This window comes from Achromobacter insolitus, assembly GCF_002209555.1.
GTDB classification, from domain to species: Bacteria; Pseudomonadota; Gammaproteobacteria; order Burkholderiales; family Burkholderiaceae_B; genus Achromobacter; species Achromobacter insolitus.
In genome coordinates this window covers 123308-143623 of the sequence record NZ_NJIF01000009.1, presented here as the reverse complement: position 1 = coordinate 143623, position 20316 = coordinate 123308, and the positions used below count along the sequence as shown (strand labels likewise).

Genomic DNA, 20316 nt, shown 5'->3' with positions numbered 1-20316 from the left:
GGCAGCTACTTGGCGGTGTTTTCGTCGTCCACCGTCAGACCGCCGCTTTTCATGATGCCCTGGGCGATTTCCTCGGCGGATTTCCCGCCAAAGCCATGTTCGCCCGCGGTGATGCGGAAGCTGTCGCCTTCGAGCGGGCTTTGGAGCGTGGCGGATGACAGCAGCACGCCAGCCGAACGCAGCTGGATGCGTTTACCGACGCGATCGCGAGTGAAATCGGCCAGGGCCTGGCGGCTTTCCGGCTTCAGTTCGACGTCCACCATCCTGGCGGAAGTGTGCGGATCGACGCCGGCGGTGGCCCGCTCGACGTGCAGCACGACGGTTTCGGCGTATGCCGCGCAGGGCAGCAGCATGGCAAGGGCCGCGGCGCGGGCGAGTTGTCTCATTGAGGGCATGGCAGACTCCTTCTGGCGCAAGCCCGGGCCCTGCTCCAAGCAGCGTCCGGACGACTCCTCCATCCTAGCCTATGTCGCGCAAGGCCATGGCCTTGCGAGAGAGGGCGCCGCGGGCGTCGTGGCAGACGGGGCAAGCGCGCGTCGGCAATGAGCGCTATGCTTCGCGGCGCGAAATCCGGCCCGGCAAATCCGTCGCAGCGCCGGCGAGGCACCGCTGGACGCAGGCGTGCCCGAGCACGCGGATGGGAGCGCGCTCCGATTTGCGCCTCGGCCCAAGAGCAAGGCTGATGTTTACCAAGGAGAGTCTTATGGCAGTCGTACGGGGTATCTGGCTTTTGTCTGGTCTGCTGCTGGCCGGCGTCGCACATGCGGGTTCGGCGCCGGCGGAACTGAATTGCGTGTCGGAAAGCGGCAAGGTGGCGCTGGAAGGCGTGATCCCGTCGCCGTCTTCGGAAGAGCTGACGCTTAAGCTGCGTTACGCCGACGGCGGCCTGGCATTCAATTCGGACGCGAATGCCAGCTATGTGGTGACGGATTTTCCGCAGTCAGTGTTCACACTGGTAGTGGCAACGCAGGCACAGCCATTGACGCTGTATGCGTTGCCGTCCAGCGTCGCGGTAAAGAAGAGCGAGAACGGCGATGCCGCGGGCAAGTTCCAAGCCAAGCTGACGGCTCCGCGCCCGCAGAGCGTATCGGGCGTGCAGGCCACCACGCCGCTCAAAGCCACGCTGAACTGCGAGTACCGGTATTCGCTGTAAGGCGGTGCAGCGCTGACGCCGGCTGACCGATGGCGGGCCCGCCAGCCCCTTTTCTCCCGAGGATGCGGCCTCTGGTGGAAAAGGGGCTTTTTCTCGTTAGAAGCCGGCGGATGCGCGTTGATGTGCGCATGCTATGAGCACGTTGATGCGTCCGGCTGTTGTTATTGCGCCGCATTTTTCCCCATTATGGGCTGTGAGACCCCTCAAAATTGACAGTTTTCTGAATAAAAGCTGACTATTTGTTGAATGTAAAAATAAGAATACATATCATTGGCGCTCTTAAAAAACCAAAGATCGCGCTGATAGCGCACCCGCCGCGGGGCGGTTTCTGAAAGAGTCCAATGAGCAAAGCAGATCGATCGACGGCCTATGCCAAGGCCGGTGGCAACACTACGGCGTCCATTTATGCGGCGGTATGCGGCGCACTGGTGTCGCCGGGCCTGGCGCTGGCCCAAGGAAGCCTGGCGCCCGGCGCCGTGCACGAATTGTCGCCCGTCCACGTGCAGGGGCAGGCAGTCAGCGATGGCTACGAAGCCAACATCGCTTCCTCCCCGAAAATGACGGCGCCGCTGCTGGATACGCCGCGTTCGGTCACGGTGATCACGGAACAACTGATGCGCGATCGCGCGGCCACGTCACTGATGGACGTGCTGCGCACCGCGCCGGGCATCACTTTCGGCGCAGGCGAAGGCGGAACACCCACTGGCGACCGGCCATTCGTGCGCGGCTACGAGGCCAGCACCGACATGATGGTCGACGGTATGCGCGACCTGGGCCGCTTCTCGCACGAAACCTTCAACCTGGAGTCGGTCGAAATCCTGAAGGGGCCGAGCTCCGCCTATTCAGGCCGCGGTTCGACCGGCGGCAGCATCAACCTGGTCAGCAAGAGCCCCAAGCTCGAGAATTTCGCGGAAGGCACGGTCGGTGTGGGCACCGACGACAACTGGCGGCTGACGGGCGACGGCAACTGGGCCTTGGGGGAAAGTTCGGCCTTCCGCCTGAATTTCATGAAGCAGGGCGGCGACATCCCGGGCCGCGATCACGTCGAAACCGACCGCTGGGGCGTCGCACCCTCGTTCTCCTGGGGCCTGGGCACGCCCACGCAGGTGACCCTCAGCTACTACCACCTGCAGAATGACGACACGCCGGACCTGGGCATTCCGTTCAAGAATGAATCGCGCCCTGGCCGCGTCACCCCGCCCAAGGTGGACCGCGACAATTACTACGGCCTCATCGGACGCGACTACCGCAAGAACCAGGCCGACATGACCACCTTGATGGTCGAGCACAAGTTCAGCGACAAGTTGAAGCTGCGTAACGGCACGCGCTACAGCGAATCGACCAACGAATATGTGATGACACGCCCGTCCTTCGACAATTGCGCGGCGCGCGTGGGCGGCCGGCCCAACCCCGCCTACGGCGTGGCGCCATGCTCGAACGAGGCGGAGGGCGTGCGAATGAGCAAGGCCCTGCGCAGCCTGAACCAGACCAATCGGTCCTTCATCAATCAGACCGACATGTTCGGCGAGTTCACTGCGGGCGGCCTGCGGCACAGCTATGTGGCCGGCCTGGAGTTCAGCACCGAGACGATCAGCAAGCGCGACGGCGTGCCTGCGGGCGGTTTCGACAAGACCCTGCTGGACGATCTGTACAACCCGAACCCGCATCAACCGCATACCGGAAGCCTCAGTTGGGGGCCGCGTTACGACGCTGCCAAGACCATCACGCGCGCTGCTTACGTGTTCGACACGGTCAAGTTCAGCGAGCAATGGGAAGCCAATGCCGGCCTGCGCTATGACAACTACCGTGTGACCAGCGGCAATGTCGAGCGCACCGACAATATGTGGAACTACCAGTTGGGCCTGGTCTATAAGCCCGCACCCAACGGCAGCATCTATGTGTCCTACGGCACTTCGTCCAATCCCTCCGGCGAAACGGCGGGCCAGTCCGGCGGAGCGGATGGCGCGGCAGGCGGCCGCCTGACCGCGGGTACCGCGGCATTGGCGCCCGAGAAGAGCCGCAGCATCGAAGTCGGCACCAAATGGGACGTGTTTGACGAGCGCCTGTCCTTGACGGCTGCCGTATTCGAAACCCGCAAGACCGACGCCCGCAGCTCCGATCCCATCACGGGCGACGTGACGTTGTCAGGCAGCAACCGGGTGCGCGGCATTGAACTGGGCGCGGCGGGATCCATCACGCCCAAGTGGCAGGTGTGGGGCGGGTACAGCTACATGGATCCGAAGGTCACCAACTACCAGAGCGGCGGCACCGACTACAGCGGCAAGCAGATGAAATTCATCGCGCGCCAGAGCGCCAGCCTGTGGACTACCTACAAGTTCATGCCCGAACTGACGGTGGGAGCGGGCGCCACCTACACGGGCAAGCGCTACGTGGATGATGCCAACGTCTACCAGTTGCCGTCCTATTGGCGCTACGACGCGATGGCGGCTTATCAGTTCAACAAGAACTTCGGCCTGCAGCTGAACCTGAACAACCTGACCGACGAAACCATCTACGAGGCGTCGCATGTGGGCTTGTTCAGCTACGTGGCGCCTGGCCGTTCGGCGATGCTGACCGCCACGTTCCGCTACAACTGAGGGACAGCGCGCCGGCGCCGCAGCCGCGGCGCCGGCTTGTCGCATTTGACGCTTAGTCGATGCGCGCGCCGGAGATCTTGACGGCCTGCGCCCACTTCGCGATTTCCTGCTGCACGAAGGCCTGGAACTGTTCAGGCGTGGAAGGCGTGAACTCGCTGCCGGAGGCGGCGAGCTTTTCCTTCGTCTTCGGATCGGCCATGACGTCGCGCATGTCAGCCGAGATTTTCTCCACCAGCGGCTTGGGCGTGCCCTTAGGGGCGAAAAAGCCCGACCATGGCGGCGCGGCATAGCCAGGGAAGCCCTGCTCGGCCACCGTGGGATAGTCGGGCGCGCTGGCAAAGCGTTCGCCCGTGGTCAGCGCCACGATCTTCAGTTTGCCGCTCTTGGCATACGCCTGGACAGCGGGCAGGCCAGTGATGCCCACCTGGATCTGGCCGCCCAGCAGGTCGGTCACCATCGGCGAGCTGCCACGGTAAGGAATGTGCGAGATCTCGAACTTGCCTTGGTTCTTGATCAGTTCCATGCCCAGGTGCGACGCCGTGCCGTTGCCGTCCGAACCATATGAGTAATGGGCGTCGGGCTTCTTCAGCAGGGCGATAAGCTCCTGCAGGTTGTTGGCCGGCACGTCGTTGTTGACGATGATGGCATTCGGATAAAGCGTGGCTTGCGTGATGGCCTCGAAATCCTTGACGGGGTCATAGCGCATGTTCTTGTAAAGCGAGGTGTTGATGCCGTGCGAGCCCGTCACGCCCAGCACCAGGGTGTAGCCGTCCGGCGCGGCGCGCGCCACGTATTCCGAACCGACGTTGCCGCCAGCGCCGGGCTTGTTCTCGACGACTACCGGTTGTCCCCACTTCTTGGAGAGGCCTTCCGCGACCAGGCGCGCGGTGATGTCAGTGGCGCCGCCCGCAGGGAAGGGCACGACGATGGTGACGGCGCGGTTGGGGAAATTGTCCACACCTTGCGCAAAGGCTGGCGCGGCGGCCAGGCCGACAGCGCCGGCGACGAGCGCCAGCAGCGTGCGGCGGATGGCGGGTCGCGCGGGGCGCCCGTGTGTTGCGGAGGTAGTCGTGTACTTCATGGTTCAAGCCCCTTGTGTGATGTAAGCCTTGCGTGAAGTGGGTAGCGGTGGCCGCTGCTTTACAGCGCGGTGTATCCGCCGTCCGCGCGTATGTCCGTGCCCGTAATGAACGAGGCGGCATCGCTGATCAGGAAAATTGCCGTCTGCGCGATTTCGTCGACGGTGCCCAGGCGCCCCGCCGGATACTTGGGCGCCAGTGTGGCTGCCGCGGCCTGGGCGCTGCCGTAGCGCGCGACCAGCCTGCCTGTCAGTACCGCGCCGGGAGACAGGCTCAAGGCGCGGATGCCGTCGGCCGCGTGGTCCACTGCGATGGCACGCGCCAGCGCAATCAGGCCAGCCTTGCTGGCGCCATAGGCGCCGCGGCCCGGCGCGGCCACGCTGCCCAGTTGTGACGCGATGTTCAGCACCACGCCGCCACCTGCGCGCGTCATGTGGGGGATGGCGTATTTGCTCATCAGCCATGCGCCGGTCAGGTTCACGTCCAGGGCCTGGCGCCACTGCTCCAGGGTCAGGTCCGCGACTTTGTTGCCCGGCGTGGCGACGGCGGCGTTGTTCACCAGCGCGTGCATGGAGCCCCAATGCGCTGCTGTTTTTTCGATGGCGTCGCGAGCGTCGTCCGGGTTGCTCACGTCGCAAGCCAGCGTCAATACGCGGGCGCCCGTCGGATCCAATGTCTGGCCGCATTGCGCGAGCAGCGCCGGGTCCCGGTCCAGCAGGGCCACGCGGGCGCCGGCGCGCAGGCAGTGCGCCGCGATTGCCTGGCCTAGCCCGCCGGCGGCGCCGGTCACGATTACTGTCTTGCCGTGCAATGCGGTGATGTCCGTCGTCATAGCGGCACCGTTCCCAGCGAAGCGCCGCCACAGACGTAAAGTGTCTGCCCGGTGATGGCGCCGGCCTGCTCGCCGAGGAAGAAGGCGATGGTTGCCGCGACTTCGCGAGCGTCGATCAGGCGCCCCAGCGGCAGGTCCACCCGTGGCGGCGCGCCGCGCTTGGGATCGTGCAGCATGGGCGTATCGACTGCGCCGGGCGCGACCACGTTGACGGTAATGCCGCGGCCGATGAGCTCGGCCGCCAGGCTGCGCGCCAGCCCGATCTGCGCCGATTTCGTCGCGGCATAGGCGAGACGGTGTGCGCGCCCCAGCACGGCGCGGCTGGACACCAGTACGATGCGGCCGCGCCTGTCGGGCAATTGGGGAGCCAAGACGCGCGCAAGCGCCATCGGCGCGGCTCCATGAAGCTTCCACAGAAGGTCCGCGTCTTCCGGGCGTGTGTCCAGCGCGCCGCCGGTGCGGACCACGCCGGCGCAATGCGCCAGCGCGGTTGGGGCGCAGTCTTGCAGCTGGGCGCCCAGGTCATGCAAGGCGCGGTCATCGGCCAGGTCGCAATCGAGGTGGCGATACTGCGCGTGTCCGTGGATGGCGGCGGGAGCGATGTCCACGCCGGTCACCTGCCAGCCAGATGCCAGCAGGCTTTCCGCCAACGCCAGTCCGATGCCCGAGGACGAGCCTGTCAGGACGCAATGCGCCTGCGCATTCCGCTCAGTCATGACAGTACGCTCAGTCGGCCAGGGTCGTCAGGCGTTTTTCCATGGCGCGCATCTGCTCGTAGCCCATCAATTGCATGATGTCTTCGATGCCCACCAGCAGGTCGGGGCGGTCCGCGGGCACGCCACTGGCGATCACGCCCTGCATCACCTGCAGCGCCTCGCGCATGCCATGTATGGCGGCGGCGGGAAGCATGCGCGGCAGGCTGATACGCTTGACGCCGATTTCCTTCAGGCGCGGCAGCGGAATCAGCGGCGTGGTCGGACGGTTGCGGATGCCGAAGCCCATGTTGATGCTGACGGGAATGCCGGCGGCGTCGACCAGGCGCTTGATGTCGTCCTCGGTGCGGACCGCGTCGGGAAACAGCATGTCGGCGCCGGCCCGGGCGTATGCGCGGGCGCGCTTGACCGCTCCTTCGATGCCTTCGATGGCCAGCGAGTCCGTGCGGGCAATGATGACGAAGTCATCGTCGCGTCGCGCCAGGCAGGCGGCCTCGATCTTCTTGACCATTTCAGCTTCGCTCACCACATCCTTGCCAGGCATGTGGCCGCAGCGTTTGGGGCTGACCTGGTCTTCGAGGTTGATGCCGGCGACGCCGGCTTCCTCGAACATCTGTACCGTGTGATAGACGTTCACGGGATTGCCGTAGCCGGTGTCGGCATCGGCCGTGAGCGGGATGGAGACCGAACGCGCCAGGTGGCGGCAATGGGTCACGTTCTCCGACAGGCCCATCACGCCGATGTCGGCGATGCCCAGCAGCGCGTTCGACACGGCCGCGCCGCTGGTGCAGGCGGTTTTGAAACCCGCGGCTTCGACCAGGCGGATGCTGTATCCATCGTACACACCGGGCGAGACGATGAAGGGTTCGTTCTTCAGCAAATGCCGGAACTGGTGGCGCGGGTTGTTCATGTCGTACTGCTCCAAAGGGCGTTAGGCGGCCGAGACTGGGTGTCCGGCAATGCCGGACGCCCCTTCCGCCAGATGATCAAAAAGATGTTGCGCCGCGCGTTCGATGTGCGAGCGCATGAGCGATTCCGCCAGCTCGGCGTCGCGCGCGCGGATGGCGCGCAGGATCTGCCAGTGCTCGGCGTAGGCGTCGTCCTTGCGCTCCAGCACGGTGCCGGAGTGCCGGCGATAGACGCGCAGCAGGTGATAGAGGTCGCCGCAAAGGGCGTTGATGATGCGGTTGTTGCCGCTGGCCCGCACGATGCGTTCGTGGAAGTCGAAGACACGCGGCGCGGGCGAGCCGCCATTGGACGCGTCCAGGCGGCGCTGGCGGTCCTGTTCCAGCTCGACCAGCAACTGCGCGATTTCCTCGTCGCTCATGCGGCGGGTGGCCAGATTGCAGGCGACGCCTTCCAGCGCCATGCGCATCTGGAAGAGTTCCAGCGCGGATTCCGCCGAGAGGGTCACCACGCGCGCCTTGATGTAGGGCTCGCGCGTGATGAGCTGGATGCCCTGCAGGCGGCGCACGGCCTCCCGCACCGGGCCGCGGCTGACGCCGAATTCTTGTGCCAGCGCGACTTCATTAATGACGCTACCTGGGGCCAGCCGGCCTTGGTAGATCGCATCCAGCACCTGGTCGAACACCACGTCGGCCAGGGGGCCGGAGGCGTCTTCCTTGGTGGCGATGGAGGTCGTGGCGGTGTTCATAGTGTTGACAGCCTATCAAAGGGATCTTAAAAGTGTCAACTCTTTTGAAGGTGACATTGTTTGGGTCCGGATGCCTGCCTGCGGGCAGTTGCATGGATATTTTGTCTATTTTACAGACGGTTATCGGGGTATTCCCTAGCGCTATAGGGCGCACCCATCTATCTACACTTTCAATGCGGTGGCGGTAATCTGTATTCTTGCCATATGAAGCCTCTGGCGGTCCTGGCAATAGTGTTGACACTATTGTTTTGTAAGCCGTAAGATGGCCTCAGTTGAGATTTTCCTTATTACCGCTGCCATGATCCAGTCTTTCCCCTGTTGCGGCAGGACGCTACGCTACGCGGACCTGTCCGCCGCGGCCCATGCCGCTGGCCGGGACATCCGCGACTATCCCTATGTCATCCGCGTGCTGCTGGAGAACCTCTTGCGGCACCGCGCATGGGGGGCTGCCGTTACGGCTGAGGAAATCGGCAGGCTCTGGGCGTGGCGTGAGCACCCCGGCGCTGATCTGCCTTTGCATGTGGCCCGGGTGATCCTGCCTGATTCCAGCGGCCTGCCGGTGCTTCAGGACCTGGCGGCGCTGCGCGACGCCGTGGCGCAGGCCGGGGGAGATGCCGCGCGGGTGGATACCAGGATTCCCGTGGACCTGATCGTCGATCACTCCCTGCAGGTCGATTATTGGGGCGACACGGGGGCGGTGCAGCGCAACCTGCGCCGTGAATTCGAACGGAACGACGAGCGCTACCGATTCCTGAAATGGGCGCAGCAGGCTTTCAAGGGCTTGCGCGTGATTACGCCCGGCATAGGCATCATCCATCAGGTCAACCTGGAATACCTGGCGCCCGTGGTCGCGCGCCAATCGCGGCCGGACGCCGAATGGGCCTATCCCGATTTCGTCATCGGCGGCGATTCCCATACGCCCATGATCAACGCGCTGGGCGTCCTGGGCTGGGGAGTGGGCGGCATCGATGCCGAAGCGGCGCTGCTGGGCCATGCCTACACGTTCCCGATACCGGAAGTCGTAGGGGTGTGCTTGCATGGCGCCATCACGGCTCCCGCGCTCACCACCGATGCCGCCTTGCTGATTACGCAACGGCTGCGCGGGGAAGGCGTGGTGGGCTGCATGGTGGAGTTCTTTGGACCGGCCGCCGAAACGCTCAGCGTGCCGGAACGCGCCACCATCGCCAACATGGCGCCCGAGTACGGCGCCACTTGCGGCTTTTTCCCCATCGACGAACGTACGTTGGACTATGCCCGGATGACCGGGCGCGACGCCGAGCAACTTGCGCTGATCGAAGCCTATGCGCGGAGCAACAGCCTGTGGCGCGCAGCCGGTGAAACCGCGCCGGCTTACAGCCGCGTGATAGAAATCGATCTGTCGGCGGCGAGGCCCAGCATGGCCGGCCCTCGCCGACCGCAGGATCGGATGGACGTCGCTGAGGTCGCAGCGGATTTCCGCCGGCGCCTGACCATGTCCTTGCCCGACGGCGGATTCGGCGTGGACGGGACCGCGCGTCCGCCCAGCCGCGAAGTCCTGGGCCACGGATCCGTGGCGCTGGCCGCCATTACCTCTTGCACCAACACCTCCAACCCCAGCGTGATGCTGGCCGCCGGCCTGGTTGCGCAGAAGGCGCTGGCGCGAGGCCTGACACCGCCCGCCTGGGTCAAGCGGTCGCTGGCACCCGGTTCGCGCGCGGTCACGCGTTACCTGGAATCGGCGGGCCTGCTGCAGGCTTTGCAGGCGCAGGGCTTTCATGTCATCGGGTACGGATGCACCACTTGCGGCGGTAAATCCGGTCCTCTGGATACGGCTGCCGCGGATGCCATCACGCAAGGCGGGCTGGTGGCGGCCGCGGTGCTGTCGGGCAATCGCAATTTCGAAGGACGTATCCATAAGTTGCTGCGCGCCAACTACATCGGGTCGCCCGCGATGGTGGTCCTATACGCATTGGCGGGCAGAATCGATCTGGACTTCGAGCATGAGCCATTGGGGCCGGGCGCCGACGGCGCGCCCGTCTATCTGCGGGATGTGTGGCCCAGCCAGGAAGAGATCGCCGCGTTGCTGCCATTGGCCGCGGCCCCCGGATTGTTCGCCGACGTGTATGACCCCGCCAGTCTGGACAGCACCATCTGGCGCGATCTGAAAGCACCTTCCGGCCTGCGCTTTCCCTGGGATCCGCAGTCGCAGTACCTGGTCGAGCCGCCGTTCTTCAAGACCGAGCCGGGCCGCGATGCGTTGGCGGATCTGGAAGCCAGCCTGACGCGCGGGCGCGTGCTGGCGGCGTTCGGCGACTCGCTGACGACCGACCATATCTCGCCCAGCGGCGAGATTCCGGCCGACACGCCCGCCGGCATGTACCTGATTGCCAACGGCGTGGCGCCGCGCGACTTCAACACTTATGTGGCGCGCCGCTGCAATCACCATGTGATGACCCGCGCCACCTTTGCCAATATCCGCATCAAGAACGCATTGGTGCCGGGCGTGGAAGGCGGCGTGACATGCCATTTTCCCAGCGGTCAGCGCATGGCAGTGGTGGATGCCGCGGAGGCGTACCGCGCCGCGGGCGATGCCAGCGTGATCCTGGGAGGCAAGGACTACGGCATGGGCAGCAGCCGCGACTGGGCCGCCAAGGGGGCGGCGCTGCTGGGCGTGCGCGCCGTGATCGCGGAATCCTTTGAACGCATCCACCGCGCCAACCTGGTGGGCATGGGCGTGCTGCCGCTTGCGTTCGCGCCCGGCGAGGGCTGGCGCCAACTGGGTTTGACCGGCGCCGAAACGCTGCGTTTCGGAAACGTGGCTAACGGCGTGCTCAAGGGCGAACCTATAGACGTCGTCGCCGAGGACGGTGCACGACGCATCCGCTTCCTGGTCTACGCCCAGGTGTTAACGCGGGCCGAACGCAAACTCATGGCTGAAGGCGGCATTCCCGCCAGCGTTCTCAATGGCTTCTTGAATGACACGGAGGCCGCGGGCGCGGCCCATTGCTGAAAAAACGCATTACTCAGGAAACAAGACATTATGCTGGATCTGTTACTCACCAATGCAAGACTGTATTTGCCGCAGCAGGGACTGACCGAAGGCGTGCTCGGCGTCATTGACGGCCGCATCGCGATCATTGCCGAGCCAGGCACGCCACTAGAGGCCCGCGAAACCATAGACTGCCAAGGGCTGTGGGTGCTGCCGGGGCTGATAGATCCGCACGTGCATTTCGGCTTCGGCTCGCCCGAAACGGACTTCGAAACGGAATCGCGCTTCGCTGCGTTGGGCGGCACCACTACCGTACTGTCGTTCCATCGCTCGGCGGACATCCGGGATTCCTTCGAAAAGGTGCGCGACCGCGCTTTGTCGCAAAGCTGCGTGGACTTCGGCTTTCACTTCGGCATCACCAGCAATCTGCACGTGGAAACGCTGGAGGAGATCTCGCGGCGCTTCAACGTGAATTCGTACAAGCTCTACATGATGTACAAGGGCGCGGCGGGGCTGTCCAAGGGCTTTACGGATATCGACGACGGCCTGCTGTATTCGGCGCTGCGCGCCACCGCCGCGATTCCAGGCGCCATCATGGGGGTGCACTGCGAGAACGTCGAGGTGATTCCGGTGCTGAGGGATCCGCTACGCGCGGCGGGCCGCGACGATCTGAAGGCCTGGAACGAACAAAGCCCGGACTTCCTGGAAGCCGAAAACGTGCACCGCGTTTGCTATTTCGCGGCGAAGACGGGCGCTGCGGTCAATATCGTGCACCTGAGCAGCCGCGAAGCGCTGGACGAGGCGCGGCGCCATCGCCGTACGGCGGATGCACCGCCCATCTACGTCGAGACCTGCCCGCACTACCTGTTTTTGAACGACGAGTCGCCCGCCGGCACCTACGCCAAGGTCAACCCGCCGGTGCGTGGGCAAAGCGATGTGGACGCCATGTGGGAAGGCGTGCTGGACGGGTCCATCACCACCATAGGTACCGACCACGTGCCGCGCAAGCGCGCCACCAAGGATACGGACATCTGGGCCGCCAGCAACGGCTTTCCGGGAACCGGCCTGATGTTGCCGATCCTGCTGCATGAGGGCTATCACCGCCGCGGCGTGCCGCTGGAAATCCTGATGAAGGTTGCCGCCGAGAACTCCGCGCGCATCTATCGCATGCCCGGCAAGGGCAGCATCGAGATCGGCAAGGACGCCGACCTGGTGCTGGTCGACCCGGACCTGGAGCGCACTGTCGATCCCGCCACGCTGGAGTCGAATTCCGATTATTCGCCCTACGAGGGCATGACCCTGAAGGGCTGGCCCGTGCGCACTTTGGTGCGCGGCCGCACCGTGGCACTGGACGGCCGCATCACCGATGCGGCGCGCAGCAATCCTGGCGGCCGCTACCTCAAGCGTCTTTGAACTGAACCCACTCTTTTTCTGGCAGGCATTACCATGAGCGAAACCAAGCGAATCTGGGACGACTTTCTGACCGAGCGCGACAAGCAGGTCCTGGCGCAAGCCGGCTATGGCAAGCGCGGCGGCTTCGGCAAGCGTCCGGCTCTGTTCATCATCGACGTTCAATACAACTTCTGCGGCGATACGCCCCAGGACATCCTGGAAGGCCTGAAGCAGTACCGTACCCACTGCGGCCGCGAGGCCTGGGACGCGGTGGCGCACATCGTCCCGCTGCTGGAACTGGCGCGCGACAAGAACATTCCTGTTTTCTACACCGAAAGCGGCCGCCGCGCCGATTTGCTGGATAGCGGCGTGCAGGTGGGCAAGAACCACCGTGGCGGCGAAAAGACCGTGCTGGCCAACACCCATGCCACCCAGACCGTGGAGCCGCTGGCGCCGCGTCCGCAGGACATCCGCATCACCAAGCAGAAGCCGTCGTGCTTCTTCGGCACCATCTTCATGAGCCACCTGAACTTCCTGGATGTGGACACGCTGATACTGGTGGGGTGCACATCCTCGGGATGCCTGCGGGCCACGACGGTGGACGCATACTCGTACAACTTCAAGGTCATCATTCCCGAAGAGGCGGCGTTCGACCGCTTCCAGGCCAGCCATGCGATGAGCCTGTTCGATCTTAATTGCAAGTACGCGGACGTGATTCCGTCGCGTGAAGTGCAGGATTACCTGCGCAACCTGCCGGCGCCCGACGCCGCCAACCAGGGCTGAGCAACGCCATGCCGGTTGCCGCCGAGCCATTGCCGGTCTATCTGCTGACGGGATTCCTGGGCAGCGGCAAGACCACGCTGTTGTCCCGCCTGGTGCGCAGCCCGCGCTTTGCCGACACGGCCGTGGTCATCAATGAGTTCGGCGAGATCGGCCTTGACCATATGCTGGTGGGCAAGGCCGATGACACGGACGTGGTGCTGTTGGATTCGGGCTGCCTGTGTTGCGCGGCTACCAGTTCGTTGCAGGACACGCTGGAATCGCTTTATTACCGGCGCCAGCGAGGGGAGATTCCGCCATACACCCGCGTCGTGGTGGAGACATCCGGCTTGGCAGACCCCTGTCCGGTGATCAACACGCTGTCGGCAGACCCGCTGATCGCCCGTCATTACCGTTTCGGCGGCGTGGTGGCGACGGCGGATGCGCTGCATGGCGCCTCCACGCTGGACGCATACCGCGAAGCCAGCACCCAGGTCGCCATTGCCGACCGTATTGCGCTGACCAAGGTCGATCTGGCCGATGAGGCAACCATCCAAACGCTGCTGGCCACGCTGCGCGGCTATAACGCCAGCGCGGAAATCCGCCGGGTTTCGCCCGATACCGTGGGCGAGGACGCGCCGGCGCTGTTCGATGGATTGCGCGCCGAACACCTGGACGCGGCCATTCTGCAGGTGGGCGCGCCGCCGGTCGCGGGTCCGCTCGCGCACGTGCTGCGCTACGGCATCGTGTCCTACGCCTACCCGCAAGGCCGTCCGGTGGGCTGGGAGGATTACGCGCGCTGGACCCGGCATATGCAGAGGCAGGTCGGCGATCGCCTGCTGCGCGCCAAAGGCCTGTTGCGCTGGACGGATGGAACCCTGCGCGCCGTGCACGGGGTGCGGCATGTCTTCGCCACGCCCGAACCGGTCGCCGTGCCGCAAGGCGCGGCGCAGGCAGGCGCCATGGTCCTGATCGTGCAGGATCTGTCGGCCGAGGAAGTGGACGAGGCGATCCGGCCGTTGGGAATGTGACGCCGGAAAGCGTCGCTGCTCTCAGGAACGGGCGCCCTTGTCCAGGTGCAGCGCCACCACGTCGGTGTCCGCGCCGGCCAGGGCGGGATATCGCATCCTGACCAGCGGATCGTGTCCGGGCACGATGTGGTCGGGAGATTCCGCGAATTTCAGCAAGATCTCGTAGCCCGCCAGCATGTCGGCCACGTTGTCGACGATGGGGAAGGGCGCGTCCCGTTCCATATTGTCGTAGTAGTGGCTGGCATCCGAGGCCAGCACCATCCAGCCGCGGGCGGTGTGCACGCGCACGGCCTGCAGTCCGCGGGTATGGCCGCCGATGTGCAGCAGCTGCAGGCCGGGCGCGATCTCGTCATGGCCGTGGTAGAAGGCCACTCGCTTGTCATAGACGCCTCGCACCACGTCGATCACGTCCTCCACGGCATAGGCGTGGCGCAGCATGTCGAAACGCATGTTGCAACCGCAGGCATAGTGCAGTTCGCTTTCCTGTATATGCAGCCGGGCCTGCGGCAGCTTGCGGATATTGCCGGCGTGATCGTAGTGCAGATGCGTGACGATGACGTCGCGGATGTCGGCGGGCGAGATGCCCAGTTTCGCCAGGGCCTCGATCGGGCAACGCAGGAACTCGCGGCCGCGCGCGCGGGCGGCGTCCTCGTTGAATCCCGTGTCGACGAGGTAGACGCGCGTGCCGTTGCGTATGACCCAGACGAAATAGTCCATCGGCATCGGGCCGTCATGCGGATCCGGTGGGGTGATGAAGTTCTGGTTTTTCCGGCGCGCCACCGTGGCGTAGCGCAGGGCATAGATTTCATAATCGGGCAGCGTCATGCGATGGCTCCGGTTGTGCGCAGGTGGTCCAGTTCGGGCCGAAGATACTCCAGCAGGCGTCGAGGGTTCTCTACCATGGGGAAGTGTCCCAGGTCCGGCATGGCCTGAAAGCGCGCACCCGGAATCAGGGCGGCCACCCGGCGGGAATCCTCGGGGCTGGCTGAATAGTCGTACGCGCCGGTCAGCAGCGATATGCCGAAGGCGTCGGCGTTCAGGCCAGCCAGGTGCGTGGCGGCGTCGAAGTCTTCGCTATAGAACCAGAGATCGTTGGCGTAGACGTTGAAACCGCCCTGCGAGTAGATCCAGGCCGCTTCGCGGCGGGCCTGCAAGGTGGCGGCTGGCCCCATCAGACCGCGCACGTAGGCGGGGTTGTGCGCCGCCTGGTTCACCTGGGGATGGCAAAGCATGGGAGTGCGGCGTCCGGCCGCCCTGTAGGGCGCCTCCAGCGCGACGACGCCGGTCACGTCGGCGGGGCTGCGCGCCGCGACCAGCAGCGCCATCGCCGCGCCCATCGAACAGCCCAGCAATGCCGCTGGCGCGCGCGCGACCTGGCGGATCACCGCCAGGCAGGTCTGGAGATAGGCGTCGCGGGTGAGGCCGGCTTCGGTCCAGGCCTGGCCGGGCAGCGGCATGCTGCGTCCGTGGCCAGGCATATCGAATGCGATCATGCGCCATTGCTCGCGCAACCCGGGGTCGGCCATCAGTGCATGGTACTGGCGGGAGTCCGCGCCGGCCGTGTGCAGCATCAACAGCGGCGGCCCGGCGTCGAGCCCGCTGGTTTCATAGTAGAGGGAGGTCTGGGAAGGCCCGATGTCTATCGTGGCGTAGGCGCCGGAAATCGGGCTGCGGTCCAGCAGTTCGGGCGCCGCGGCGAGCTGGCCGCGAAGGATCTCGAACAGCCGCTCCAGCGCATGCAGGGCCTGCGCGATGGCCAGTGCATCGCCGCTGATGCGCAGGCCCTGCGCCTGGCGACGGGCTGCGGTAAAGGAGTGGTAGCCGGGGGGCGGGGTGTCGTTGAGCAGCTTCTGCCACGTGTCGGGCGGCGCGCTGACGACGATGCATTGCGAGGGGGCGGCGGGTTGGCCGGCCCAGACCGCTATTCTTTCCTCCGGCCCGGGCCCTGCCTGCAGCCAGATGGCGCAGGGCAGGCCGCGGGCGGCCAGGATGAATTCGCTATCCTGCTGAGCCAGGGCTGCCCCGGCCTTTAGTTTCTGGGCGATCGCCTTCACTGTCGGATGTCTCCTGTTGCTGGCGCTTGAGCACTTCGAGCGCAGTGCGTTCCGCGTTCACGATGTGGCTTTGCGCCGCGCTTTGCGCGCCTTGCGGATCCCGAGCCCGGATGCGCTCGAAGATCAGGTCGATTTCAGCCATGCTTTCCGGCAGCCGGTCGGCGCGCGCGAAGGAGGTGGCGCGCAGCAGATTGATCCGCGACAGCAAGCCCGGCAGCATGTCCTTGATCAGGTCGTTGTCACAGCCGCTTAGCAACACGTCGTAGAAGTCGCGCTTGGCGGCCAGCAGGGCCGATTTGTTGTTGCCCTTGGCCTGGCGGTGCAGGGCGTCGACCGCCTTGCGCAGGCGCTCCACGTCGGCATCGCTCGCAAGCCTGGCGAATTCATGCGCGGCAAAGCCCTCAAGCAGGGCGCGTAACGCATAGAGGTCGCGGGCGGCTTTTTCCGTGATGCGCACCACCGTGGGGCCACGGTGCGGCTCGATGGAAATCAGGCGTTCGGCTTCCAGGGTGCGCAGCGCCTCGCGCAGCGTGCTGCGGCTGATGCTGAGTTGATCGCACAGTTCCTGTTCGCGCAGGCGTTCCCCGCCCTTGATCCGCCCGTCCATGATGGATGTGCGCAGGAATTCCTCTACGCGGGTGCGCAGGGTGCCGGGTTTCTCGAATACCGCGCCTGTCGGGGTGGCCATGGCTGTCTCTCGCTTATGCTGGCGGCAAGCCCGCGCGCTGGCGCCGGCTCATCGCCGCGCCGCGGCGAACCGCCGTGTCTACGTAAAGACGCAATATATCCCGTCGGCGGGCCATGGTTACAGCCCGAGGTAGGCCGCGCGCACGCGGCTGTCTTCCAGCAATTCGGCGCTGGGCCCGGACAGCACCAGGGAACCCGACTGGAGCACGTAGGCGTACTCCGCTACCGATAGCGCCAGGCGCGTGTTCTGCTCCACCAGCAATATGGTCAGGCCGCTGCGATGGATGTCTATCATCGCCTGGTGCATTTCTTCGACGATCTTGGGCGCCAGGCCATGGCTGGGCTCGTCCAGCAGCAACAGCCGGGGTTCCAGCATCAGCGCGCGGCCAAAGGCCACCATCTGCTGCTCGCCACCCGACAGCGTGCCGGCCTGCTGGCGGCGTCGTTCGCGCAGCCGCGGGAACAGCGCGTAGATCCTGTCGCAGCCGCGCTTGATCCCCGCCATGTCGCGGCGGCGGGTATAACCGCCCAGGTAAAGATTCTCTTCGACCGTCATTTCCGGAAAGACATGGCGACCCTCCGGCACGTGGGCGATACCCAGTTCGGGGATGCGATGCGGGGGCAGGCGCAGGATCTCCTGTCCGTCGAACTTGACGCTGCCGCCGACCTTGTCCAGCAGGCCGGAGATGCAGCGCAGCAGCGTGCTCTTGCCGGCCGTGTTGGCGCCGACCACGGCGATGAAGCCGCCTGCGGGCACGTCCAGCGTGATGTCGCGCAGCACCGGACTGCGGTCGTAGGCGGCGGTCAGCCCCTGGATCTGCAACAGGCTCATGCCGGCACCTCCAGCTGTTCCAGCGATTTGCCCAGGTAGACCTCGATTACCGTGGGATCGGCCGCGATCTGCGCCGGGCTGCCCTCTGCGATCTTCTGGCCGAACGACAGCACCAGAATCCGGTTGCACAGGCGCATGATGGCGCGCATATGGTGTTCCACCACGATGAAGGTGATGCCCGATTCGTCGCGCAGGGTGCGGATCAGGTCCAGCAGGGCGTCCATCTCGGATTCATTCAGCGCCGCCATCACCTCGTCCAGCAGGAAGACCTTGGGGTCGGTGCACAGCGCGCGCGCCAGCTCCACGCGCGCCTGTTCCGGAAACGAAAGCTCGCCGGCCGGCTTGCGCGCGATGCTGGACAGGCCGACGCGGTCCAGGTTGTCGAGCGCAAGCGCCCGGGCGCGGCTCACGTCATAGCGCAGCAATCCGCCGACCAGCACGTTGTCCAGCACCGTCATTTCGGGGAACAGCGCCACGTTCTGGAAGGTCTTGGTCATGCCCAGCGCCGCGATCTGGTGGGGCCGCAGGCCGCTGATGTCGCGTCCCTCCAGTTCGATGCGGCCGCCGTTGCCGCGGTACAGCCCGACCAGCAGGTTGAACAGTGTGGTCTTGCCCGCCCCGTTGGGGCCGATGAGGCCGAGGATGTCTCCGCGGGCCACATTGAACGACACGTCGTCCACGGCTTTCAGACCCCCGAAGCGGCGCTGGATGTGGGACACCTTTAGGATGTCAGGCATGTTGGCCTCGCGTCAGGTTGCGCAGCCGGGTCCACAGCGCCGACAGGCCGCGCGGCTCGATCAGGATGATGGCGATGAGGATCAGCCCGAAAGCCAGCTGCGATACGCCCGCCGTGTGACCAGACAGCCAGTCGTTGAACACTTCTTCCAGCGGGATGATGACCAGCGCACCGATCAGCGGGCCGGCCACGGTGCCCACGCCGCCGATGATGCAGATCAGCGCCACGCGCACCGAAACGCCGACCAGCGAGAAGACCGTGTCCGGATCGAAGAAATAGATGAACTGCGCGTACAGCGTGCCGCAGGCGCCCATGAGCGCGGCGGAGATGACGGCGGCAAGGATGCGGGTACGGGCGGTGTCCACGCCGATCACCTCGGCCGCCTGCGGATTGGCCTTGACCGCGCGCAGGCGGTAGCCCAGGCGCGAATGGCTGATCAGCGCAAAGACCACCGACGTGATGACCGCGGCCCCCAGCATCAGGTAGTAGTAGGGGATGCTGGATTTGAACTGCATCTGGGCCAGGCCTTCCGAGAACGGAATCGAGACGCCTACCGGCCCGCCCGTCACGGAGGCCCAGGTGTTGGCGATTGCGCGCAGCACCTCGCCGAAGGCCAGGGTGGCCAGCGCGAAATAGTGTCCGCGCAGGCGCATGGTGGGCAGGCTGAGCAATGCGCCCGCAACCGCGGCTACCGCCATGGCGGCGACGATACCCAGCCAGGGCGAAATGCCGTAGCGCATCAGCAGCAGCGTCGACGTATAGGCGCCCAGCCCGAAGAAGGCCGCGTGCCCCAGCGAGATCTGGTTGGCCAGGCCACCCACGATATTCCACGACTGACCCATGGCCGCGAACAGCAGCACCAGCGTCAGGACCCGGATGCCGTAGCCCTGGTCTTCCATCAGCCATGGCACGATAAGGGCGGCCGCCAGCGGCAGCGCCCACAGCAGGAGTTGTCGGTTCTTGGCCATCAGCCCGCCCTTTTCAAAAGACCTTCCGGGCGCACGGCCAGCACCAGGATGAAGATGGCGAACAACGCCAGGTTCTGAAGTTGCATCGGCAGTACCAGCGAGGACAGCGACTGGATCACGCCGACCGCCACGCCGCCCACCACCGCGCCTATCACGCTACCCAGCCCGCCCAACACCACGGCGGTGAACATCAGCACGCTGAACTGCGCGCCGACGGTGGTGGAGGCGGTCAGGTAGGGCAGGATGATGCCGCCGCCCAGCGCCGTCATGCCCACGCCCAGCCCGAACGCCAGCTGATGCACGCGGTGCGTGGAGATGCCGGACAGCCTGGCGGCCATGGGATCCTGGGCGGTGGCGCGCACCGCCATGCCCCACCAGGTTTTCTTCAGCACCCACCAAAGCGCCAGCCCGGCCACGGACGCGACCGCGAAAGCCAGCAGGTAGGGCGCGCTGAGCAGGATAGGTCCCACGGCCAGCGCCGTCATCTGGTAGGGCGTCTGCACCGAGCGGAACTCGGAGCCGAAGAGGATCAAGGCCAGATTCTCCATGACGATGAGCAGGCCCACCGTCAGGAAAATCTGCGCCACCGCCGGCGCCTTCAGTACCCGGTTGATCAGGTACTTCTGCGTCAGTACGCCCAGCACGAAGGCCACCGCGAACGACAGCAGCGACCCCAGCAGCGGGTCCAGACCGAGCAGTTTCCAGGCGAAATACGCCACGAACATGCCCACCATCAGGAATTCGGCCTGGGCGAAGTTGACGATGGACACCACCCCGAAGACGAGCGTGAGCCCGATGGAGATGACCGCGTAGACCCCGCCCAGCAGAATGCCGTCCACCAGTGCCTGCAGGAATTGCATG

The 20316-nt window shown here is 65.3% G+C and carries 19 protein-coding genes; 6 read left to right on the top strand and 13 right to left on the bottom strand.

The annotated features are described in order from the left end of the window. Nucleotides 1-5: 5 nt before the first annotated feature. Nucleotides 6-395, bottom strand: coding sequence for a SecDF P1 head subdomain-containing protein (locus CEY08_RS23760; protein ID WP_042796168.1), 390 nt, complete (start codon nucleotides 393-395; stop codon nucleotides 6-8). A gap of 308 nt (nucleotides 396-703) precedes the next feature. Here CEY08_RS23760 and CEY08_RS23755 point away from each other — a divergent pair, with 308 nt between their 5' ends. Together CEY08_RS23755 and CEY08_RS23750 are read left to right on the top strand one after the other, a co-directional pair. Then, on the top strand, nucleotides 704-1153 hold the full coding sequence (locus tag CEY08_RS23755; RefSeq protein ID WP_042796169.1) for a hypothetical protein: 450 nt from the start codon (nucleotides 704-706) through the stop codon (nucleotides 1151-1153). Between the two features lie 341 nt (nucleotides 1154-1494). After that, nucleotides 1495-3750: a TonB-dependent receptor gene (locus tag CEY08_RS23750; RefSeq protein ID WP_076816604.1), complete on the top strand. Its 2256-nt coding sequence runs from the start codon at nucleotides 1495-1497 to the stop codon at nucleotides 3748-3750. A gap of 52 nt (nucleotides 3751-3802) precedes the next feature. On the opposite strand, the gene CEY08_RS23745 is transcribed toward CEY08_RS23750, so the two are convergent. From CEY08_RS23745 to CEY08_RS23725, 5 genes are read right to left on the bottom strand one after another with little or no spacing between them, the layout of a single operon-like run. Next, complete coding sequence (locus CEY08_RS23745) at nucleotides 3803-4831, bottom strand: Bug family tripartite tricarboxylate transporter substrate binding protein (RefSeq protein WP_076816602.1); 1029 nt, start codon at nucleotides 4829-4831, stop codon at nucleotides 3803-3805. A 59-nt stretch (nucleotides 4832-4890) separates the two neighbouring features. Then, a complete protein-coding gene (locus CEY08_RS23740; protein WP_076816601.1) occupies nucleotides 4891-5661 on the bottom strand; it encodes an SDR family NAD(P)-dependent oxidoreductase in 771 nt (256 codons plus the stop codon). Next, on the bottom strand, nucleotides 5658-6377 hold the full coding sequence (locus CEY08_RS23735) for an SDR family NAD(P)-dependent oxidoreductase (protein WP_042796171.1): 720 nt from the start codon (nucleotides 6375-6377) through the stop codon (nucleotides 5658-5660). The genes CEY08_RS23740 and CEY08_RS23735 overlap by 4 nt, the downstream gene beginning before the upstream one ends. A gap of 10 nt (nucleotides 6378-6387) precedes the next feature. Then, on the bottom strand, nucleotides 6388-7284 hold the full coding sequence (locus CEY08_RS23730; RefSeq protein ID WP_042796172.1) for an isocitrate lyase/PEP mutase family protein: 897 nt from the start codon (nucleotides 7282-7284) through the stop codon (nucleotides 6388-6390). Between the two features lie 21 nt (nucleotides 7285-7305). Beyond that, nucleotides 7306-8028 (bottom strand): GntR family transcriptional regulator, encoded by a 723-nt coding sequence (locus CEY08_RS23725; protein WP_076816598.1) that lies wholly within the window; start codon nucleotides 8026-8028, stop codon nucleotides 7306-7308. A 298-nt stretch (nucleotides 8029-8326) separates the two neighbouring features. Between CEY08_RS23725 and acnA the strand changes: the two genes are divergently transcribed. Genes acnA through CEY08_RS23705 form a run of 4 tightly spaced genes read left to right on the top strand, consistent with a single transcriptional unit; the run spans nucleotide 8327 to nucleotide 14178 of the window. Then, nucleotides 8327-11017, top strand: coding sequence for an aconitate hydratase AcnA (gene acnA, locus CEY08_RS23720; RefSeq protein WP_076816596.1), 2691 nt, complete (start codon nucleotides 8327-8329; stop codon nucleotides 11015-11017). A gap of 30 nt (nucleotides 11018-11047) precedes the next feature. Then, complete coding sequence (locus tag CEY08_RS23715; RefSeq protein WP_063641373.1) at nucleotides 11048-12409, top strand: dihydroorotase; 1362 nt, start codon at nucleotides 11048-11050, stop codon at nucleotides 12407-12409. Between the two features lie 33 nt (nucleotides 12410-12442). After that, on the top strand, nucleotides 12443-13171 hold the full coding sequence (locus tag CEY08_RS23710; protein WP_042796175.1) for an isochorismatase family protein: 729 nt from the start codon (nucleotides 12443-12445) through the stop codon (nucleotides 13169-13171). A gap of 8 nt (nucleotides 13172-13179) precedes the next feature. Further along, on the top strand, nucleotides 13180-14178 hold the full coding sequence (locus tag CEY08_RS23705; protein ID WP_076816594.1) for a CobW family GTP-binding protein: 999 nt from the start codon (nucleotides 13180-13182) through the stop codon (nucleotides 14176-14178). A 21-nt stretch (nucleotides 14179-14199) separates the two neighbouring features. On the opposite strand, the gene CEY08_RS23700 is transcribed toward CEY08_RS23705, so the two are convergent. The 7 genes from CEY08_RS23700 to CEY08_RS23670 form a co-directional block, all read right to left on the bottom strand. Next, a complete protein-coding gene (locus CEY08_RS23700; protein ID WP_076816591.1) occupies nucleotides 14200-15003 on the bottom strand; it encodes an N-acyl homoserine lactonase family protein in 804 nt (267 codons plus the stop codon). Next, nucleotides 15000-16232: an alpha/beta fold hydrolase gene (locus CEY08_RS23695; RefSeq protein WP_076816589.1), complete on the bottom strand. Its 1233-nt coding sequence runs from the start codon at nucleotides 16230-16232 to the stop codon at nucleotides 15000-15002. The genes CEY08_RS23700 and CEY08_RS23695 overlap by 4 nt, the downstream gene beginning before the upstream one ends. Further along, nucleotides 16177-16920: a GntR family transcriptional regulator gene (locus tag CEY08_RS23690; protein ID WP_042796179.1), complete on the bottom strand. Its 744-nt coding sequence runs from the start codon at nucleotides 16918-16920 to the stop codon at nucleotides 16177-16179. The genes CEY08_RS23695 and CEY08_RS23690 overlap by 56 nt, the downstream gene beginning before the upstream one ends. Nucleotides 16921-17037: 117 nt before the next feature. Further along, nucleotides 17038-17751, bottom strand: coding sequence for an ABC transporter ATP-binding protein (locus CEY08_RS23685; protein ID WP_042796180.1), 714 nt, complete (start codon nucleotides 17749-17751; stop codon nucleotides 17038-17040). Next, a complete protein-coding gene (locus tag CEY08_RS23680; RefSeq protein ID WP_076816586.1) occupies nucleotides 17748-18488 on the bottom strand; it encodes an ABC transporter ATP-binding protein in 741 nt (246 codons plus the stop codon). Before CEY08_RS23680 ends, CEY08_RS23685 begins: the two co-directional genes overlap by 4 nt. Then, nucleotides 18481-19455 (bottom strand): branched-chain amino acid ABC transporter permease, encoded by a 975-nt coding sequence (locus CEY08_RS23675; protein ID WP_042796182.1) that lies wholly within the window; start codon nucleotides 19453-19455, stop codon nucleotides 18481-18483. The genes CEY08_RS23680 and CEY08_RS23675 overlap by 8 nt, the downstream gene beginning before the upstream one ends. Further along, nucleotides 19455-20315 (bottom strand): branched-chain amino acid ABC transporter permease, encoded by an 861-nt coding sequence (locus CEY08_RS23670; RefSeq protein WP_042796183.1) that lies wholly within the window; start codon nucleotides 20313-20315, stop codon nucleotides 19455-19457. Before CEY08_RS23670 ends, CEY08_RS23675 begins: the two co-directional genes overlap by 1 nt. Nucleotide 20316 lies beyond the last annotated feature (1 nt).

Coding starts and splice junctions, on each gene's coding strand:
- CEY08_RS23760 (WP_042796168.1), bottom strand. CDS start 395: ATGCCCTCAATGAGACAACTCGCCCGCGCCGCGGCCCTTGCCATGCTG.
- CEY08_RS23755 (WP_042796169.1), top strand. CDS start 704: ATGGCAGTCGTACGGGGTATCTGGCTTTTGTCTGGTCTGCTGCTGGCC.
- CEY08_RS23750 (WP_076816604.1), top strand. CDS start 1,495: ATGAGCAAAGCAGATCGATCGACGGCCTATGCCAAGGCCGGTGGCAAC.
- CEY08_RS23745 (WP_076816602.1), bottom strand. CDS start 4,831: ATGAAGTACACGACTACCTCCGCAACACACGGGCGCCCCGCGCGACCC.
- CEY08_RS23740 (WP_076816601.1), bottom strand. CDS start 5,661: ATGACGACGGACATCACCGCATTGCACGGCAAGACAGTAATCGTGACC.
- CEY08_RS23735 (WP_042796171.1), bottom strand. CDS start 6,377: ATGACTGAGCGGAATGCGCAGGCGCATTGCGTCCTGACAGGCTCGTCC.
- CEY08_RS23730 (WP_042796172.1), bottom strand. CDS start 7,284: ATGAACAACCCGCGCCACCAGTTCCGGCATTTGCTGAAGAACGAACCC.
- CEY08_RS23725 (WP_076816598.1), bottom strand. CDS start 8,028: ATGAACACCGCCACGACCTCCATCGCCACCAAGGAAGACGCCTCCGGC.
- acnA (WP_076816596.1), top strand. CDS start 8,327: ATGATCCAGTCTTTCCCCTGTTGCGGCAGGACGCTACGCTACGCGGAC.
- CEY08_RS23715 (WP_063641373.1), top strand. CDS start 11,048: ATGCTGGATCTGTTACTCACCAATGCAAGACTGTATTTGCCGCAGCAG.
- CEY08_RS23710 (WP_042796175.1), top strand. CDS start 12,443: ATGAGCGAAACCAAGCGAATCTGGGACGACTTTCTGACCGAGCGCGAC.
- CEY08_RS23705 (WP_076816594.1), top strand. CDS start 13,180: ATGCCGGTTGCCGCCGAGCCATTGCCGGTCTATCTGCTGACGGGATTC.
- CEY08_RS23700 (WP_076816591.1), bottom strand. CDS start 15,003: ATGACGCTGCCCGATTATGAAATCTATGCCCTGCGCTACGCCACGGTG.
- CEY08_RS23690 (WP_042796179.1), bottom strand. CDS start 16,920: ATGGCCACCCCGACAGGCGCGGTATTCGAGAAACCCGGCACCCTGCGC.
- CEY08_RS23685 (WP_042796180.1), bottom strand. CDS start 17,751: ATGAGCCTGTTGCAGATCCAGGGGCTGACCGCCGCCTACGACCGCAGT.
- CEY08_RS23680 (WP_076816586.1), bottom strand. CDS start 18,488: ATGCCTGACATCCTAAAGGTGTCCCACATCCAGCGCCGCTTCGGGGGT.
- CEY08_RS23675 (WP_042796182.1), bottom strand. CDS start 19,455: ATGGCCAAGAACCGACAACTCCTGCTGTGGGCGCTGCCGCTGGCGGCC.
- CEY08_RS23670 (WP_042796183.1), bottom strand. CDS start 20,315: ATGCAATTCCTGCAGGCACTGGTGGACGGCATTCTGCTGGGCGGGGTC.